The organism is Actinomadura barringtoniae (assembly GCF_017573505.1).
GTDB classification, from domain to species: domain Bacteria; phylum Actinomycetota; class Actinomycetes; order Streptosporangiales; family Streptosporangiaceae; genus Spirillospora; species Spirillospora barringtoniae.
Window position 1 is genome coordinate 58358 of record NZ_JAGEOJ010000034.1, and the last position, 16207, is coordinate 74564.

Sequence of the window (16207 nt, forward strand, 5' to 3'; positions counted from 1 at the left end):
GTCCGGCCGGTCCGCTCGCCGGGCTCGGCGAGATCGCCTGCCGGGTCCAGTCGGTTCGCTTGCCGGACGCTCAGCGGGCGTTCAGCATTGGTCCAGTTCGGGGTGCTCTTGCAACACTTTGATCTCGGACAACCGCCAAAAGCCATGGTTGTGGCATCATCGACGATTTTTGTCGCTAATGTCTCCCTGGTGACGAGGGGTATGGAGGGGTGACGGTGCAGCGGAGGCTTGGCACAGGAGTACGGGCGGGTGCGGGCCTGACTGGGGCCGTGCTGCTCCTCGCGGCGTGCTCCGGGGGCGGCGAGAAGGACAAGAGCGAGACCGTCGCCGGCCAGGGCGCGGCCAACGCACCGCAGGTGACGATCACCCCCGGTGACGGCTCGGGCAAGGCCAAGCCGGAGGCCGGGGTCGAGATCAAGGCGGCGGGCGGCACGCTGGAGCAGGTGACCGTCACCCGCAAGGGCAAGCCGGTCGAGGGCCAGATGTCGGCCGACAAGACCAGCTGGAAGTCGCGGACGCTGCGTCCAGGCTCCAAGTACGAGGTCTCCGCGGTCGCCAAGAGCCCGCAGGGCAAGACGACGACCGCCGGCAGCAAGTTCTCCACGCTCAAGGCGGAGAACGAGCTGGAGATCATCGACGTCACGCCGGACAAGAACGAGAAGGTCGGCGTCGGCATGCCGATCCAGGTGACGTTCAACCACGACGTCGGCGACCGCAAGGCCGTCGAGCGCGCGCTGGAGGTCAAGTCCACCAAGGCCGCCACCGGCGCCTGGTACTGGATGAGCGACACCCAGGTGGTCTTCCGCACCAAGAACGGCCACTACTGGAAGGCCAACCAGAAGGTCACCTTCACCGCGAAGCTCTCCGGCGTGAAGTCGTCCAAGAAGACCTACGGCGTCGACGACTTCACCCGCAGCTTCCGCATCGGCGACGAGCACATGATCACCGCCAGCACCAAGACCCACCGGCTGACCGTCAAGAAGAACGGCAAGAAGGTGAACGGCTGGGGGATCAGCGCCGGCCGCGGCGGGCGCGTGGTGAACGGCGTCGACACCTACCTCACCACCAGCGGCGTCCACCTGACCATGGGCAAGGAGAATCCGGCGATCATGACGTCGGAGTGGATGGGCGTGAAGCCGGACGACAAGGCCAACGGCGGCTACAAGGAGGTCATCCCGTTCGCGGTGCGGATCTCCAACAGCGGCGAGTACATCCACTCGATGGCCTCGACCGTGTGGGCACAGGGCCACCAGAACGTCAGCCACGGCTGCCTGAACTCCCCGCCCTCCAAGGCCGAGTGGTTCTACAACTGGTCCTACCGCGGCGACCCAGTGGTCATCTCCGGGAGCAAGCGCGGCCTCGACTACACCAACGGCTGGTCCTTCTACCAGCTGTCGTGGAAGAAGTGGGTCAAGGGCAGCGCCCTGGACCGCGAGGTCACCACCGGCTGAGCTTGCCGAAGCGTCGGGAACCCCGTCTCGCTCCGCGAGGCGGGGCCCGACCGGTATCCGCCCCTTGACCAGGAGCTCCCGTGCCCAAGAAGATCGCGATCGTGCTGGCCTTGTGCGGCTGCTCCCTGGGTGCCGCCGCCTGTAACGACGACGGCAAGAGTGACGCGAAGGGAACCCCGCCTCCCTCGGCCTCGACGACCACCTCCGGAACCACGCCGTCCGCGCCGACCGCGACCGCGCCGAGCACGGTCCCGAGCGCTCCCTCGCCCACCAAGAGCCCCAAGGACCCGAAGGTCACCCAGAGCAAACAAATCGTTCTGATCGACCCCGATGGCAAGCGGTACACCTACACGCTCATGGCCCAGATGGCCGCCGGGATGCGCGCCACCATGGGCAAGAACCCGCCCTCGAACTTCTGCGCCCAGTCCTACCGGGAGGGACTGAAGGGCGGCGGGAAGTACCCGGCCGGCCGCGACGCGTTCATGAGGGCCTGCCAGGAGGGCTGGACCAAGGGCGGCCCGTACGCCTAGGCCCGTACGCCTAGGCCCGTACGCCTAGGCCCGTACGCCTAGGCCCGTACGCCTAGGCCCGTACGCTCCGATGCTGCGCCAGTAGCGGCGCGAGCCGGGCACGCCCCCGCACGCACCTGCTCTTGACCGTCGCGGGCTTGATGCCCAGGACGCGAGAGGCGTCCTTCACGGTGAAGCCCAGCATGTCGATGAGCACGAGGGCCGCGCGCTGGTCGAAGGACAGCCGTGCCAGCGCGCTCTGCACGTCCAGTGCGAGCCCGCCCGCGTCCGCCGGATCAGGCAACTGACCCTCCGCCGCCTCCTCCGACAGCGGCACGGCCGCGCGCACGGCGTTCCGGCGCGCCCTGTCCCAGCACGCGTTGATGACGATCCGGTGCAACCACGTACTCACCGCCGCGTCGCCACGGAACCGTCCGGCCGCACGGAACGCCGACAGGCAGGCCTCCTGAACGGCATCGGCGGCGTCCTCGGGATCGTCCAGAGTCCGCAGCGCCAGCCGCCACATCCGGTCGCGATGCCGCCGCAGCAACTCATCGAACGCGAGCGGGTTCCCCTGGGCGTGCAGGCCGAGCAGTTCCCGGTCCGCCACCCGCATCGCGCGGGTCTGATCGCTGCGCATCCCGTCGCCCTCCGTCCGTGCCGGGCCCCCTAACGTGAGCGTGAGGGCAGGCGCGGGGGAGGGGCAAGCAAACTTTAGGCGCCGTTAACATACGGGCCGATTCGATCTGTCGCCGCTGTGAGTCAGGCGATCCAGCCGTTGGCGCGGGCCTTGTCGAGGACGGTCTCGGAGTCCCTGGTGTCGAGCATCTCCAGCCCCCGTACGGCCCAGAACTGGAGCGACTCGTCCAGGCTCTCCAGCTGGCCGCTGAGGATGGACAGCGCCTTCTCGTCCCGGGCCTCGGCGATGAGCTCCAGCAGCAAGCAGCGCAGGCCGTGGTCGTCCCGCTCGCCCTCGAACTCGGCGATCAGCTCGTCGATGTAGGAGTCGGCGTGCTCGCGCAGGAAGTCGAACCCGTTCTCCCGGCTCTGCGGGTCACTTTGGCGCAGCTGCTGCATCGCCCGGTCGAAACGGCGTTGAGACATGGGCCGACCCTATGTCCTGGCACTGACGTCCTCGGCCCGGCCCATGTCAGTCCTGGCGCCGCTAGCCCTTCCGCTTCTTCGCCTTGTGCTTGGCCTTGGCCTTCGGCTTCGGTTGTGCCTTGGCTTTCGGCTTCGGTTTGGGCTTGGGCTTCGGCATGGGCTTCTTCGCAGCGGGCTTCTTCTTGGCGGAGACGAACTGCGCGGTGATCCGGTTGGCTCCGGAGACGCTGAGGTTGGCCACCGGGCTGGTGCTGACCTTCCGGCCGCCGACGAGCCAGGCGGAGAACGTCCAGCCCGGACGCGGCTTGGCCCGCACGTTCACCCGGCCGGCCACGACCGACTCGCCGGCGAACTCCACGTCGCCGCCGACGCCCGGCGTGATCGTGACGGTCAGCCGCTGCGACTTGACGAACTTGGCGACCAGGCGGTGGGCGTGCGTCATCCCCACCTCGAGCGTGTCCTCGTCACCCGCCGCGTGACCGTCGAGCTGCCAGCCCGCGAAGTCGTAGCCGTTCTCCGGCAGCGCGGTCGCCAGCACCTTGGTGTCGGGGTCGAACGCCGTACCGCCGGGCTCGAGCGATACCTCGCCGCCGGTCGTCGGCTGGGCCGTCGCCGCCAGCCGGAGCTTGGGCTCGGTGCCGACCGCGAACTTGGCGGTCAGCGTGTGGTCCCCGCTCATCGAAACGGTGAACGGGTCCGCCTTGCCCGCGGCTCGGCCGTCCAGCGTCCAGCCCGCGAACACGTGGCCGGGCGCGGGATCGACGCTGACCGTGACCGAGTCGCCGACCGTGTAGGGGCCGGTCGCGTTCGGCGTGACCGTGCCACCGCCGCCGCTCACGCTCAGCTTGAGGTTGGCGGTCTTGGCCTTGGTCTTCACCTTCCGGTACGCGGCGAGCTCGGGGGCGGTGATGTTCATGACCCGGGTGTTGTTGGCCGTGAACTTGCCCTTCCCCATCGCCACTCCGAGCGATTCCCCGTGATGCTTGAGCGTGGGGTTGGCGAAGTAGCCGATGTACGGGCACGCCGGCTTGCACGCGTTCGGATAGCCCATGATGGTGACGAACTTGTTCTGCGTGGACGCGTAGCCGTGGTTGTCGGGGAAGTAGGGATTCTTCTCCGGCGAGTTCGTCCAGTCGTGGTCGAGCCCGAAAAGGTGCCCCCACTCGTGCGCCAGGATGAACGCCCATAGCTGATTGGCCGCCACCACCGAATAGGCGTCGCCGCTCGTATCAGGATTGCGCGGTCGTTCCGGATAGCTGGCCAGCCCCGCCACCATCGTCTTCGCGTCATAGCCACCTACGACCGCGGTGACGATGTCCGCCCCGTACTTGTTGCGCAGCCCCGGTACGTCGTCGAACTTCCCGTCGCGCGCCGAGTTCAGGCTGTTGAACGCGGGCTCGACGGTCTCCTTGCCCTTGTAGGAGTCCGCCGCCTGAATCCGGACGACCCGCACGGTGGCGTTCACTCCACTCGCGTGCAGGTTCTTGTTGGCCCGGGCCGCCGCGTCCTGGATCCAGGAGACGATCTGCTCCTTGCCCCCGGCGGCCTTGACCGCCCCCCGTGTGTAGACGATGAGCGCGTCCACCACAGGCCCGGCTGCCGCAATTCGTTCCCCGGAGGCATCCACGTGCCCAGCACCGGCGCCGACCTGCCCGGCCGCACCATCTACCTGCCCGGCCCCGGCACCGACCTGCCCGGCACCACTTTCGGCCTGTCCCGCAGCGGCACCGACCTGCCCGGCCTCGGCTTCGGCCTCCAGGTTGGCGTGCATCTTGGGCCTGGCGGGCCGTTCCATCATCCCCGCCGTAGTCGTGTCGATCTCAGTGACCGTAGTGCGGCCACGCGCACCGGGCCGGAACGTGAACTCCTGCCCGTTGAACGCCGCAGACCCGGCCAGCGCCAGCCGCCCCGGACTCTTGTCGCACAGCCCCACCGCGGTCAGCGTCACCGAGCTGTCCGGGATCCCGTCGACCGTCCCGCTCCAGCGAACGCTGTCGGCCCGTTCCGTACGCCCCACCTGGTCGGCGACGGCCACAACGGCCAGATCCGGGAACAGATTGAGCGTCAGCATCTCCGGAGCGCCCCCGGCCGGATGACACAGAGACGCCAGCGCACCCCGCCGAACGCCCGCGACCCGCTGCCGCAGTTCCCACGGCAGGAGCTTGGCCTTCCCACCCTTGGCCGCGGTGAACAGCCCCTCCGGCGCCGCAAGAGGCTCGGGCTCAACGACATCGGCCCTCGCCGGCACCCCGGCCAACCCGGCGGTCAGCACGACCGCAGTGACACCGGCGATCCGCCGCAGCAACACGCTCATGGATGATCACTATCCGTCAATGATCATCTCTAATCGCCCCGCCCGGAAAACCCGTTGCCTCAACCACCCAAACCCGGCAACCTGGAGATCAGCCGACCAGAAGGGAGCGAAACGCCATGACTCACGAACCCAGCGAACGCTCCCTCGAGAGCGCCCGCTGAAAATCCCCAGGCGCGTTCGTCCAGTGGCCAGGACACCACGTTCTCACCGTGGAAACACGAGTTCGATCCTCGTACGCGCTGCCCGAGGCCGGGTCGACTAATTGGCAGGTCCCCTCATTTTCACTGAGGAATGCGCGGGTTCGAACCCCGTCCCGGCTACTCTCCCCAACACTCTTCTGACCTACAAAAAGCCACCTTCCAGGGTCAGGCTTCATCGGGGACGGACGCGAGCTTGCGGCGCGAGGTGATGGCGAGCAGGTCCACCGATGCGCGGTAGAACTCCTCGGCCTGCTCGTCGTCGGACATCAGCGCCCTGCAGCGGGCGAGCAGGCCAAGGCCCCAGGGGGTGCCGCCCGCCGTGGCGCGCTCCTTCCAGCCGGGCGAGCGCGGCCTTAGCGGCGTTGTCGTCGCCGCCGCGCACGCCCGCCTCGACGATCTCGTGCAGCGACCGGGCGGCGAGACCGGGGCTGTCGCGCTCGAACGAGGGCAGCGCCCAGGCCAGCGCCTCGCCGTAGTGCCCGAGACTGATCTCCAGGACGGTGAGGGAGTTCATGGTGAGGTCATCGGCGCCGGTGACCTGCGCCGCCATCGCCCGTGCCTCGGCCTCTCTCCCGCTCCAGGCCAGGAACTCGATCCGCTGGACACCGCCGGGGTGCGGCTGTCCGACGACGTCGGAGAGTTCGGCCATCTCGTCGTGCAGCGCTTCGGCCGCGTCGAATCGGCCCGCGCGCAGTTCCCAGGTGGCTCCGACCATGAGCGTGCTCCGGAGCGCGCCCAGTGCCCCATGGGCCCGGTCGTAGGCTTCGAGCCGCTCCCACGCCCGGCGTCCGCCCTCGTCGTCCCACACGTCATCGGCGGCGAACATGCTGATGGCGGCGAGAGGCAGGCCTTCCTCGGTGAGGTTCTCGTCCGTGCCCAGAGCGGCCAGTGCGCCGCGCATCAGCGGTACGGCGTGCCGATGGCCGACGGCGACGCGCCGTCATGGTCTCCCACCCCGTCGCCGTGATCAGGATCATCCTGGACGCAGCCCGTTCCCTGTCCAGCTAGCCGGCGACAGATCCACCCCTCCACCAGCGCGCATACGAGGCGCTCAGTCCATGAGATTCACCGCCCGGCCGGCTCGTGCGTGGCGCAAGGCATCAGCGTTACCGTCCTTTGGGATCACCAGCACCAGGAATCTCAGCTCGGATCTGTGCGCTACTGGGCGCAGGACGTCGGCTCGGTGGCCTCGACGGCGATGGAGACGGCCACTGCAGAGCGGCCGGTCTCGGGAAAGGGCTGGTGGAGGCGGAGCCGGGCGACGGGGGTCAGTCCCAGACGCCTGACCTCCGCCCGTTCCTCCATGCTCGCGTGGTTCAGCACCCGCTTCAGCGCAGTGGCCCGCTCGACCGGATCGGTCAGCCTGTCGAGGTCGGCGGGCACAGCGATCTCGTCGGGCCCGCGTGCCGCATCCACCGCCGTGCCGGCGTTCAGCAACGCGGAGAGCTCGGTCTCTTGGAGCGGATGGGCCAGGATGAGATAGGCGTCAGTATCGGAGAGATAGGCCGCGTCTGCTGTCCTCCCGAAGGGTTCGGCGGGAGTTGTGACAGTGAGCAGGATTCCGGGAACGCCACGGAATCCGTAGAGGACGATCTGGCCGCGCGACAATCCGAACACCAGCCGGTTGACCTGGCCGATAGCCTTCAGAACGGCCCTGTCCAGAATGTGGCGCATCCGGCTCCCCCTGACTCCCTGTGTCCCAACGCCCTATTCAACGAACACGGCCCTTCCAGGTTCCTGTCGGTCTCGTGCTCCGCCTGGCTCACATCCGCCGCTCTCTCGGCCAGGTCAGCAGTCATTGGTACGGACCTGGCGCCGATCGGGCGAGTTCAGGTCGAGAGTGTCGGCTTAGCGGAGGGGGACGTGGTGCTCTGTGATGAGGGGCGGGTGGATTTCGTGTTCGCGAAGGCCGGTCACGCCGAAGCAGCGGATCCGTAGGGCCTCGGGTGTCACGTCGACGCGCAGGAAGCTCTTGAAGAAGGGGGGCGCGGAGTTCTGTGACGCTTGGACGAAGTAGCGTTCGTTGAATCTGCCGACGGGCATCCGGAACCAGGAGAAGGACCGCCTGGCTCCGTATGGAACGCCCATCAGCACGGCGATGGAGCGGACTCGGCGGCTGAGGCGGACGTCCCCGGTTCCGCGGCGGAAGGACGAAGGTGACCTCGTCCGGGCCGGCGTCCACGCCGTGCAGCTGATCGAGCATCTGGCGGAGGTTGTTCTGCGCTTCGGCCATTCCGCCTTCGACGGCCTGGCGCAGTTCGGCTTCGGCGCGTTCGAGGCGGCCGAGGTCGGCGAGGTGCAGTCCGTAGTTGTTGTGAACCGCGACCAGGCCTGCGGGCAGTGCGTTACTGAACCAGCCCTCCGCCTCCTCGAAGCGATCCGTCATCGCCAGCAGGACCGCCAGATTGCTCATCGCCTCCGGCGTATGGGCCATCGTGCGGAACGCCCGCTCCGCGTCGTCGACGGCGCCGGTGTCGAAGTTCTCGGCGAAGCGGAGACAGCTGAGGTTGTTGGCCGCCTCCGGCGAGCCCGCCTCGGAAGCCTGCGCGAACAGCTCGACCGCCGCGGAACGCTCCCCACGTTCCAGCAGCAAGGCCGCCAGGTTGTTGGCGGCTGCGGGAAGGCTCACAGCGGCTCGGAGAAAAGACTCGGCCTCCTCGGGGTCGCCCTGATCCCACACCAGTGTGCCGAGCGAGAACTGCGCGGCGGCGTCTCCGGGACGTTCGGCGATGGCTCTGCGCAGCGCGCCTTCCGCCAGCGGAGCATGCCCCAGCCGGCGAGCGGTGGCAGCGAACTGCAGGACATCCGCGGGGCCGACCAGGTCGTGCACGGCCCGCCAGAACGGCTCCGGCAGGTCAAGCGGCCCATCCTGAACGTGATCGACGAGGTAGTCGAAGGGCTGGAGGAGCCCTTCCGTGTCTGTTCGCAGACAGGCGACGACGTCGTCCTCAACGGTCGTCGCCCACTTCAGCGCCTCCTGCGCACCCGCCAGGGCCGCGTCCAGGAAGTGCGCGGCCAGGTGTTCGAGGGCCTGCCGGGTGAAGGCGCTACCGTGGCCCAGCGCGCGAGCGTAGACCGCGGCCGACACCAGCGCGGCCCCCTCGATCTGCTCACCGTCCTGACCTCGACGCCACCGTTCGAGCGCGACGCCACCGCCGGCGAGATGCTCGGCCAGCCGGACCACCGAGCCGCTTCGCAGCGCACCGTCGATCATCGCGTCGTCGCGGTGGGCCTCGGCCCGTTCCAGTTCGGTGGCCGTCAGCTCCCGCACCACCCTGACCGGTGGGCGCAGTAGCCCGACCACCTCGGCCGCGGAACGATTCAGAGCCCCGTCCGGTGCGCTGACCCCAGCCAACGCCCTGGTCCGTACTGTCGCCATGATGAACACCCCAGTGCCCTCGGCCAGCCGGGTCAACGTCCCCAGATCCAGCCGGCCGGCGCCGAGATAGGCGTCCAGGTCGTCGAGCCATATGACCGTATCGCGCAGCCGTACCTCCGCTGCGGCCAGCTTGGCCAGCGAGTCCGCGGCGACCGGAACCAGCACCCGCAGCGCAGGACGGTCATCGGCGAGGCGGAGTACCGCCTGCCATGCGGTACGCGTCTTGCCCGATGCCGAAGGCCCCTGAAGCAGCGCCGCGCTCCGAAGCAACAGCGCCTGATCGACGTCGTCGTCGACATCCCTGCCGACGTAGGAGGCCCTGCCGCCGTGCTCACGACCCCGCGCATCGGGACCATGAGGGTAGACACGAACCTTCGGCAGCCGCCCTCTCCGGCTCGCACCCAGCGCGTGAGTCCGCAGCACCCGCGCCCGGCCCGTCGACCCCTTCGCCCAGAGCAGACCGACCGCGGCGCCCACCAGCAACGCTGTCGCCGCCCACACCGTCGGCGCGTACCACCACCTCTCCACCTTCACGGTGTTGGTGGCCAGACTCCCCACCAGCGCAAGAGCGATCCCCACCAGCAAAGACGCCGACGCGTAGACCAGACCCTGGCCGCCCTCAGCGCCGCCCTCACCGCTCACCCGTCAAGGATCACGCCCACCCCGCGCTCCCGACAACCAATCCAAACGAAGACCCCAATCCGTTATCGACGGCAACCTTTGCTGGTGAGTTGGGCCTGGCTTGCCCAGCGCGACATCCGCGTACAGGGCCACTCCCCGAGCTATGCCAGTGGATGTAGAACTGCGGGAACCGCAGCTGGTGGGACACCAGCTCATCGAGCAGCGACGCGTTTCACACCGGGGAGTTCCAAGTAACCTCACGCTTCGCGTGAACGGGCGTCTACGCCCGGGGGAGCCTGGGGACGATCCCTTTGCTCAGAGCCACTGACCAACCTCGGGCTCTCGTTCTCGCTTACAAACCAGGGTGATCCGGAGGGCGGAGGGCGGTTGGTGATTCGCTGGTGGACGATGGCGGGCTCAGTCGGCTTCGGTTCGCCGTGCTCGGTGCGTCGGCCGGGTAGGTGCGGCCGTCCTCGACCATCCACGGCGCGTCCGTCGGAAGCATGGCGTCGAGCCCCTTCAAGCTGACGCTGTACATCCTGAGTTGCGTGCTCATATCGCCACTCCTTCCGTTGTGGGCAAGATCCACCACGCGAGACCAACGACCCGCCGGATAGAACGACCGCCTCTTCGCAAAGCCGTTGAGCTTGGGTTTCCCGGGGCCTAGAAGCCGCCCCAGAAGACATACGCGGAGAGCGACTTCACGACTTGGGGGGTAGAGCCTGTGGAGCCATGCGTGGTTGGGGCGAGTTTCCAGTCTCCGTCCCATTTCACGGTCGTGGTCCTGGCTGTGTGTGTTGTGCGGGTGCCGCGTGCGGGGTCTCGCGACACCGTTCCGACGACCGCGGTGTCGGGTGTGTAGGAAACGATCCGAAAGCCCGCGATCTGTGCCGCGTCCCCGTCGGCTACCAGCGGCTGGGAGGCGCGTGCTCGCGCATAGGCCGTCTTGCCCTCGCCGGCTACGACCTGCTGCTCCAGGATTCCCCGCCACTCTGTCGAGCGGTCCAGACGTACGCTGATCTGCACCGCGGCGATCAGTGCTCCGCGTGGAGAGTGCGCATAGCAGCGTGCGGTGTCACCCTTGACCTGCATTGGCCCGACCGCTGGCGAGAACGGCACCGCAACGCCCTTGAAGCGTTGCCACCACACCTGCCTGGGCGCCGTCCGCGGTAGGTCCTGGTGCGGGTCATTGGGATGACACGAGCTTGCCGCCGCCGAAGCCGCGGCCACGGGCGCGGGCTGTGTGGTAGCCGTCGCAGTCTTCTCCGGGCCCCCGCCTGAACAACCGGCGGCGCCCAGCACGACAACGGTGATCGGCAGCCCGATTCTCTTGAACATGGTGGGACTCGCTTCACGCGGCGGACCTGACACGAGGATTCGACATCTTAAGCCCGCTTGATCACACGGCCCCTCACCCGCACGGCGTCGTGACCGAGGTCGTTGCCTCGGTCCGTCGCATGGGCTGCTGTGTCGGCGGTCAGAGGTGGGGGCGGGCGGAGTCGGGCGCGGTGGTCTTGTGGGCGTGGATGAGGGAAAGGGCGGTGTCCCGGTCGTGGCGGGCCATCGCCTCGACGAGGTCGGCGTGCAGGTGGTGGCGCTCATGTAGGTAGGGCGCGAGGGGGTGGTCTCCGTCGGGGAGGACGGAGAGGGTGTGGCCCTCGATGATGTCCAGGAGGTTGGCGTAGAGCGACCGTAGGAGCGCGTGCGGGCTCGTCGCCGCGATGCGGGCGTGCAGTCGCCAGTTGGCGTGGACGAAGGCGGTGGGGTCGCCGGCGTCGGCGGCGTGGGACATCTCGTCGAGGATCGTGCGCATCTCGGCGAAGTCCGCGGGGGAGGCGTACCAGAGGGCGTCCTCGACCAGGAGGGGGTCGAGGGCGTCGCGGATGCGGATGGCCTCGGCGACGGAGGTCTGCTCGGCGTCCAGGGCGAGGACGGAGTTGCCGAGCCGGACCATGGGGGACTGCTCGGCGGCGAAGAGCCCGCCGCCGGGCCCGGATCGGACCGAGACCAGGCCGCGTGCCTGAAGCAGGCGCAGAGCCTCGTTGAACGTGCTGACCGAGACGCCGCAGAGCGTGCGCAGTTCGGCCTTGGTGCCCAGGCGCGTCCCTGGGGTGGCGGTGCGGGCGAGGTCGGCGATGCGGTCCGCGGCCTGCTCTGCCCGCCCGGCGGTGACGGGTTCGGTGGGCACCGGTCCTCCTCGGGTTAATTCAGCATGCACATTAGCAGAGAACTCCTTGACGGCCCGCCCTGCCTGGATGCATTATCGGCCTATTCATCATGACTAATTTGAGTCGCAGGGTGGTAGAGCCCGAGGAGACGCCGTGTCGTTGCATCGCCTGATTTCCGTCACGATCGGAGTGCCGAACCTCGCCGAGACCGCCGCCTACTACACCGAGTTCGGCCTTGAGCCCGAGGGGGGCGGCTGGTTCGGTTCCCGGGACGGCGGGCGCCAGCTGCGGCTGGTGCAGGCTCCGACACGGAGGTTGGTGGAACTGAGGGTTGGGGTCGACTCGGCAGATGACCTGGGCGCGGCCACACGCCGGCTGGCCGGTCTCGGCTTCCCGGTGGAGACGGCCGCCGGTTCCCTGGCCGCCGGTTCCCTGACCGCGGTCGAGCCGGCCACGGATGTGCGGGCGGTGCTGGAGGTCGCGCCGAGGCTGGAGCAGGCGGCCGTTCCGGCGACGCCGTACAACGGGCCGGGGCGGCTGGAGCGGACGGGCGAGCGGGCACCCGGAGTGCTGCGGACGGGCGGTGTACGCCCCAGGAAGCTCGGGCACGTCGTGGTCGGCACGACCGACTTCGCCGTGACCGCCGCGTTCTTCCGGGACGGGCTCGGCTTCCTGACCAGCGACCTGATCAAGGACGTGGGCGCCTTCCTGCGCTGCTCCACCGATCATCACAACGTGCTCGTGCTGGCGGCCCCGGTGAGCTTCCTGCACCACACGTCATGGCAGGTCGACGACATCGACGAGGTGGGGCGGGGCGCGTCCGCGATGCTGGAGGGGCATCCTGAACGGCACGTGTGGGGGCTGGGCCGCCATCATGCCGGGTCGAACTTCTTCTGGTATCTGAAGGATCCGGCGGGCAATTTCTCCGAGTACTACTCCGACATGGACTCGATCATCGACGATCAGCTGTGGACTCCGGAGACGCTGGAAGGCGCCAAGGGCTTGTTCAACTGGGGCCCGCCGCCCCCGCCGTCCTTCCTGCATCCGGACGACCTCGCCGCGCTGATGACCGGAGCCCACGGCGGATGATCCCCGTACTGATCGCCGGAGGCGGCCCGGTGGGCCTGGCCACCGCACTCGAGTTGGCCCACCACGGTGTGCGGAGCATCGTCGTGGAGCCGCGCACCGAGGTCTCCTGGCTGCGTCCGCGCGCGAAGACGACCTCGGCGCGCACCATGGAGCTGTTCCGGCGCTGGGGCCTGGCCGCGGTGATCCGCGAGCGCGCGCCGCTGCCGGTGGCCTGGTCGGATGAGGCCGTGTTCGCGACGTCGCTGCTCGGCCGGGAGATCACCCGTATCGGCGGCTGCTTCGGCCTTGACCTGGCGGGCGACGACCTGGTCGCCGAGCCCGGCCAGCAGGTCGCCCAGCCGCTGGTGGAGCAGGTGCTCCGCGAGGCCGTGGCGGCTTCTCCGCACGCCTCGCTGTACGCCGGACGGGTCGAGGGGATGCGCGAGGACGGCGACGGAGTGTCGGTCACCGTGTCCGGAAGGGAGATGCGCGCCGAGTACGTCGTCGGCTGTGACGGCTCCCGCAGCGTGACCCGGTCCGCGATCGGCGCGCGCTACGAGGGCCGGGACGACGCCCGGCCCAACTTCAATGTGGTCTTCCGAGCTCCCGGCCTCGCGGAACGGGTGCCGCACGGGCCTGCCGTGCACTACTGGGTCCTGAGCCCGTCCCAGCCGGGTCTGGTGGGACGGCTGGACCTGGCCGACACCTGGTGGTGCATCGGCCAGGGAGTCGCCGGCGACGCCGACCCGCTCCTGCTCGTCCGCGCCCTGGTGGGCGACGACATCGACGCCGAAGTCCTGGCGACCGATCCGTGGAAGGCACGGATGCTCCTGGCCGACCGGTACGCCGGCGACCGGGTCTTCCTCGCCGGAGACTCCGCGCACCAGAACCCGCCCTGGGGCGGCCACGGCTTCAACACCGGCATCGGCGACGCGGTCAACATCGGCTGGCGGCTCGCGGCCGTACTGAACGGCTGGGCGCCGCCCGCCCTCCTGCGCGGCTACGAGCCCGAACGGCGCCCGGTCGCCGAACGCACCATCGCCGAGGCCGCCCAGAACATGGCCACGCTCGCCCCTGAGGTCACCGACCCGCGCCTGGCCGGTGACGACGACGCGTTCGACGAGGCCAGGCCCTCCGTCGCGGCGGCCGTCGAGCGGGCCAAGGACTCGGAGTTCCACAGCCTCGACCTCGTGCTCGGCTACACCTACGCGGGCTCGCCGCACATCTGCGACGGTGCCGGCGAACGCCTGCCGCACCGCTGGCTCGCCCCCGGCGGCGAGTCTCTCTACGACCGGCTCGGCCGGGGTTTCACCTTGGTCGGCGACCTGTCTCTGCCCGCGGCGGCCGACACCATCAAAGCCGCCGCGGACGAAGGCATCCCCCTTGACACCTGGCACGACCCCGGCCCCGGCCCGGACCCCCGCCCCGCCCCCGAAAGCAACGGCCTGGCGCTCGTTCGCCCCGACCAGCACATCGCCTGGAAGGGCGAAGGTGACCCCCGCGCCGCTCTGCGCCGAGCTACCGGCCATGCCTGAGCACATCCCTCGCTAGGGATTGATGACGGCCATCCAGATCGGTTCGCTGCGGCTCTGCATGGCCGCGACGGCGCGTTCGGCCTCGGCCAGCGGAAAGCGGTGCGTGATCAGCTCCTCGGCGTCCAGGACGCCGCGGGCGAGCAGGCTCAGTACCTCCTGGGCATCGGAGCGCGTGCACGCGCGGGTCCCGACGAAACGCCAGCACTTGGCCATCCAGATGCGGGCGGGGATGGGCAGCGGAGCCGGATTGGCGCCCATGTGCACGAGCGTGCCGCCCGTCGCCATCGCCGCCGTCGCCTGCGCCATGACCGGGCCCTGCGGCACGAAGTCGAGGACGCCATGGACACCTTCGGGGACGATCTCGCGGATGCGCCGGGTCAAGCCCGCCGATTCCGCCCAGTCGTCGGGGAGTTCCTCCAGGGCGACGGTGTCGACGGGGACTTCGCCCGCGAGCGGGCGGACGGCGGCGAGCCGCTCGGCGTTGCGGCCGACCAGGACCAGGCGCGCGACCCCGAAGTGCGGAGCGAGCTTGACGGTGGCGGTTCCCATCGTGCCGGTCGCGGCGGTCACGACCAGCGTGGAGCCGAGCGGGAGGTCGGCGCACTTGAGGGCGCGCACGGCGTTGGCCAGGTCGTGGACCTTGGCGCCCACGTCGAAGCTCACGTTGCCCGGCAGCGGGTCGATCAGCCAGGACGGGACGCGCACGTATTCGGCGAGCCCGCCGTCGTGGTACGCGTCGTACAGCGGCATCGCGACGTCGCCGAACGCGGCGTGGCCGACCATGGCCTGCTGGGCGCACATCATCTCGCGGTCGGTCCGGCAGTAGACGCAGCTCCGGCAGGTGAGGTTCGGATGCAGGCGGACCCGGTCACCGACGGCGACCCCCGTCGCCCCCGTCACCTCCGCGCCGACGGCCGCGACCGTTCCGGCGGCCTCGTGGCCCAGGGTGGTGGGCAGGTGCTTGAACGCGCCCATCTCCAGGAGCCTCATCATGCCGGGTGCGAGCCCGGCCGAGGCGACCTTGACCAGCACGTCGAGCGGCCCGGGCTCGGGGACGGGCGCCTTGGTCAGGTGGAGTGCGGCAGAGCCCTTCAGCGCTCGCGCGGCCAGCATGACGTTCACGCGTTGTCTCCCAGGTGGCGCTCGAGGAAGGCGTGGGTTCGGCCCCACGCCTCGGAGGCGGACTCGGCCCGGTACATGTGCGGGCGGGCGTCGCAGGCGAACGCGTGCCCGGCGCCGGCGTAGACGTGCTGCTCGAAGTCGACGCCCGCCTTGCGGAGGGTCTCGTCGATCGCGGTGACCTGGTCGCCCGGGATGGTCGGGTCCTCGGCACCCACGTGCAGCAGCATCGGAGCGTCGATCGAGCCCGCACGGTCCAGGACGGCGTGCGGTCCGGCGGCGATGCCGGGACCGTAGAAGACCACGGTGGCCGCGAGGCCGGGGGTGGCGGTGGCGGCGGTGAAGGCGGCGCGCCCGCCGAAGCAGAAGCCCACGACGGCGGTACGGTCCGCGCCGATGCCTTCGTCCTTGGTCAGCCGATCAAGAACGGCGCGCACGTCGGTGGTGATCTCATCCGGGCCGATGGCCCCGATCAGGGGCATCGCCTCGGAGTGCTGGTCGTATCCGAGCGTGCCGGCGCCGTTGCGATGGAAGAGATCCGGCGCCAGCGCCAGGTATCCGCGTGCCGCGAAGCGCCGCGCGATGTCCTGGATGTGCTCGTTGACGCCGAACGCCTCCTGGAGAACGACGACGGCGCGTCCGTTCGGCGTCGCGGGCCTGGCCGCGTACACCCGCATCGGCCCGTCGGCCGTCTCCTCGGTGATCCAGTCCTGCATGTCGTCTCTCCTCTGGCCCGAGC

The 16207-nt window shown here is 69.5% G+C and carries 14 protein-coding genes and 2 tRNA genes; 6 read left to right on the forward strand and 10 right to left on the reverse strand.

Annotated features, from left to right (window positions below; genetic code table 11):
- Positions 1-215: 215 nt before the first annotated feature.
- Together J4573_RS49835 and J4573_RS49840 are read left to right on the forward strand one after the other, a co-directional pair.
- The gene (locus tag J4573_RS49835) at positions 216-1451 is read left to right on the forward strand and encodes a L,D-transpeptidase (protein WP_208263488.1); all 1236 of its coding nucleotides are present in this window, start codon (positions 216-218) and stop codon (positions 1449-1451) included.
- An 80-nt stretch (positions 1452-1531) separates the two neighbouring features.
- Positions 1532-1981, forward strand: a complete 450-nt coding sequence (locus J4573_RS49840) for a hypothetical protein (RefSeq protein ID WP_208263489.1) — start codon at positions 1532-1534, stop codon at positions 1979-1981.
- A 52-nt stretch (positions 1982-2033) separates the two neighbouring features.
- Here the strand turns inward: J4573_RS49840 and sigM are convergent, their stop codons facing one another.
- The 3 genes from sigM to J4573_RS49855 all read right to left on the reverse strand — a co-directional run bounded on the left by sigM (position 2034) and on the right by J4573_RS49855 (position 5378).
- The gene (gene sigM / locus J4573_RS49845; RefSeq protein ID WP_208263490.1) at positions 2034-2600 is read right to left on the reverse strand and encodes an RNA polymerase sigma factor SigM; all 567 of its coding nucleotides are present in this window, start codon (positions 2598-2600) and stop codon (positions 2034-2036) included.
- Positions 2601-2722: 122 nt separating this feature from the next.
- Entirely contained in the window at positions 2723-3064 is a 342-nt protein-coding gene (locus J4573_RS49850) for a hypothetical protein (protein WP_208263491.1), read from the reverse strand.
- Positions 3065-3125: 61 nt separating this feature from the next.
- The gene (locus tag J4573_RS49855) at positions 3126-5378 is read right to left on the reverse strand and encodes an InlB B-repeat-containing protein (RefSeq protein WP_208263492.1); all 2253 of its coding nucleotides are present in this window, start codon (positions 5376-5378) and stop codon (positions 3126-3128) included.
- 170 nt (positions 5379-5548) lie between these two features.
- On the opposite strand from J4573_RS49855, the gene J4573_RS49860 reads away from it, so the two are divergent.
- Positions 5549-5620: transfer RNA gene (locus tag J4573_RS49860), tRNA-Glu, on the forward strand.
- 5 nt (positions 5621-5625) lie between these two features.
- A tRNA-Glu gene (locus tag J4573_RS49865) sits at positions 5626-5698 on the forward strand.
- Between the two features lie 52 nt (positions 5699-5750).
- Here J4573_RS49865 and J4573_RS49870 read toward each other — a convergent pair.
- From J4573_RS49870 to J4573_RS49890, 5 genes are all read right to left on the reverse strand, one after another.
- The gene (locus J4573_RS49870) at positions 5751-6479 is read right to left on the reverse strand and encodes a hypothetical protein (protein WP_208263493.1); all 729 of its coding nucleotides are present in this window, start codon (positions 6477-6479) and stop codon (positions 5751-5753) included.
- Between the two features lie 257 nt (positions 6480-6736).
- Positions 6737-7252 (reverse strand): hypothetical protein, encoded by a 516-nt coding sequence (locus tag J4573_RS49875; protein WP_208263494.1) that lies wholly within the window; start codon positions 7250-7252, stop codon positions 6737-6739.
- A gap of 121 nt (positions 7253-7373) precedes the next feature.
- On the reverse strand, positions 7374-9599 hold the full coding sequence (locus tag J4573_RS49880) for a tetratricopeptide repeat protein (protein WP_208263495.1): 2226 nt from the start codon (positions 9597-9599) through the stop codon (positions 7374-7376).
- A gap of 642 nt (positions 9600-10241) precedes the next feature.
- Positions 10242-10916 (reverse strand): DUF8175 domain-containg protein, encoded by a 675-nt coding sequence (locus J4573_RS49885; protein ID WP_208263496.1) that lies wholly within the window; start codon positions 10914-10916, stop codon positions 10242-10244.
- A 139-nt stretch (positions 10917-11055) separates the two neighbouring features.
- The gene (locus J4573_RS49890) at positions 11056-11766 is read right to left on the reverse strand and encodes a FadR/GntR family transcriptional regulator (protein WP_307797527.1); all 711 of its coding nucleotides are present in this window, start codon (positions 11764-11766) and stop codon (positions 11056-11058) included.
- Positions 11767-11899: 133 nt separating this feature from the next.
- Here J4573_RS49890 and J4573_RS49895 point away from each other — a divergent pair, with 133 nt between their 5' ends.
- Both J4573_RS49895 and J4573_RS49900 read left to right on the forward strand, forming a co-directional pair.
- Complete coding sequence (locus tag J4573_RS49895; protein ID WP_208263498.1) at positions 11900-12835, forward strand: VOC family protein; 936 nt, start codon at positions 11900-11902, stop codon at positions 12833-12835.
- A complete protein-coding gene (locus J4573_RS49900) occupies positions 12832-14349 on the forward strand; it encodes an FAD-dependent monooxygenase (RefSeq protein WP_208263499.1) in 1518 nt (505 codons plus the stop codon). The genes J4573_RS49895 and J4573_RS49900 overlap by 4 nt, the downstream gene beginning before the upstream one ends.
- 12 nt (positions 14350-14361) lie before the next feature.
- On the opposite strand, the gene J4573_RS49905 is transcribed toward J4573_RS49900, so the two are convergent.
- Together J4573_RS49905 and J4573_RS49910 are read right to left on the reverse strand one after the other, a co-directional pair.
- Positions 14362-15462 (reverse strand): alcohol dehydrogenase catalytic domain-containing protein, encoded by a 1101-nt coding sequence (locus J4573_RS49905; protein ID WP_243774886.1) that lies wholly within the window; start codon positions 15460-15462, stop codon positions 14362-14364.
- 5 nt (positions 15463-15467) lie between these two features.
- Positions 15468-16184 carry a dienelactone hydrolase family protein gene (locus J4573_RS49910; RefSeq protein WP_208263501.1) on the reverse strand — a complete coding sequence of 239 codons (717 nt, stop codon included), beginning with the start codon at positions 16182-16184 and terminating at the stop codon, positions 15468-15470.
- Between the last annotated feature and the right edge of the window lie 23 nt (positions 16185-16207).

Bases quoted from the DNA above. Each gene is read 5' to 3' on its own strand.
- sigM (WP_208263490.1), bottom strand. From the start codon at position 2,600: ATGCGCAGCGATCAGACCCGCGCGATGCGGGTGGCGGACCGGGAACTG.
- J4573_RS49850 (WP_208263491.1), bottom strand. From the start codon at position 3,064: ATGTCTCAACGCCGTTTCGACCGGGCGATGCAGCAGCTGCGCCAAAGT.
- J4573_RS49855 (WP_208263492.1), bottom strand. From the start codon at position 5,378: ATGAGCGTGTTGCTGCGGCGGATCGCCGGTGTCACTGCGGTCGTGCTG.
- J4573_RS49870 (WP_208263493.1), bottom strand. From the start codon at position 6,479: ATGCGCGGCGCACTGGCCGCTCTGGGCACGGACGAGAACCTCACCGAG.
- J4573_RS49875 (WP_208263494.1), bottom strand. From the start codon at position 7,252: ATGCGCCACATTCTGGACAGGGCCGTTCTGAAGGCTATCGGCCAGGTC.
- J4573_RS49885 (WP_208263496.1), bottom strand. From the start codon at position 10,916: ATGTTCAAGAGAATCGGGCTGCCGATCACCGTTGTCGTGCTGGGCGCC.
- J4573_RS49900 (WP_208263499.1), top strand. From the start codon at position 12,832: ATGATCCCCGTACTGATCGCCGGAGGCGGCCCGGTGGGCCTGGCCACC.
- J4573_RS49905 (WP_243774886.1), bottom strand. From the start codon at position 15,462: ATGCTGGCCGCGCGAGCGCTGAAGGGCTCTGCCGCACTCCACCTGACC.
- J4573_RS49910 (WP_208263501.1), bottom strand. From the start codon at position 16,184: ATGCAGGACTGGATCACCGAGGAGACGGCCGACGGGCCGATGCGGGTG.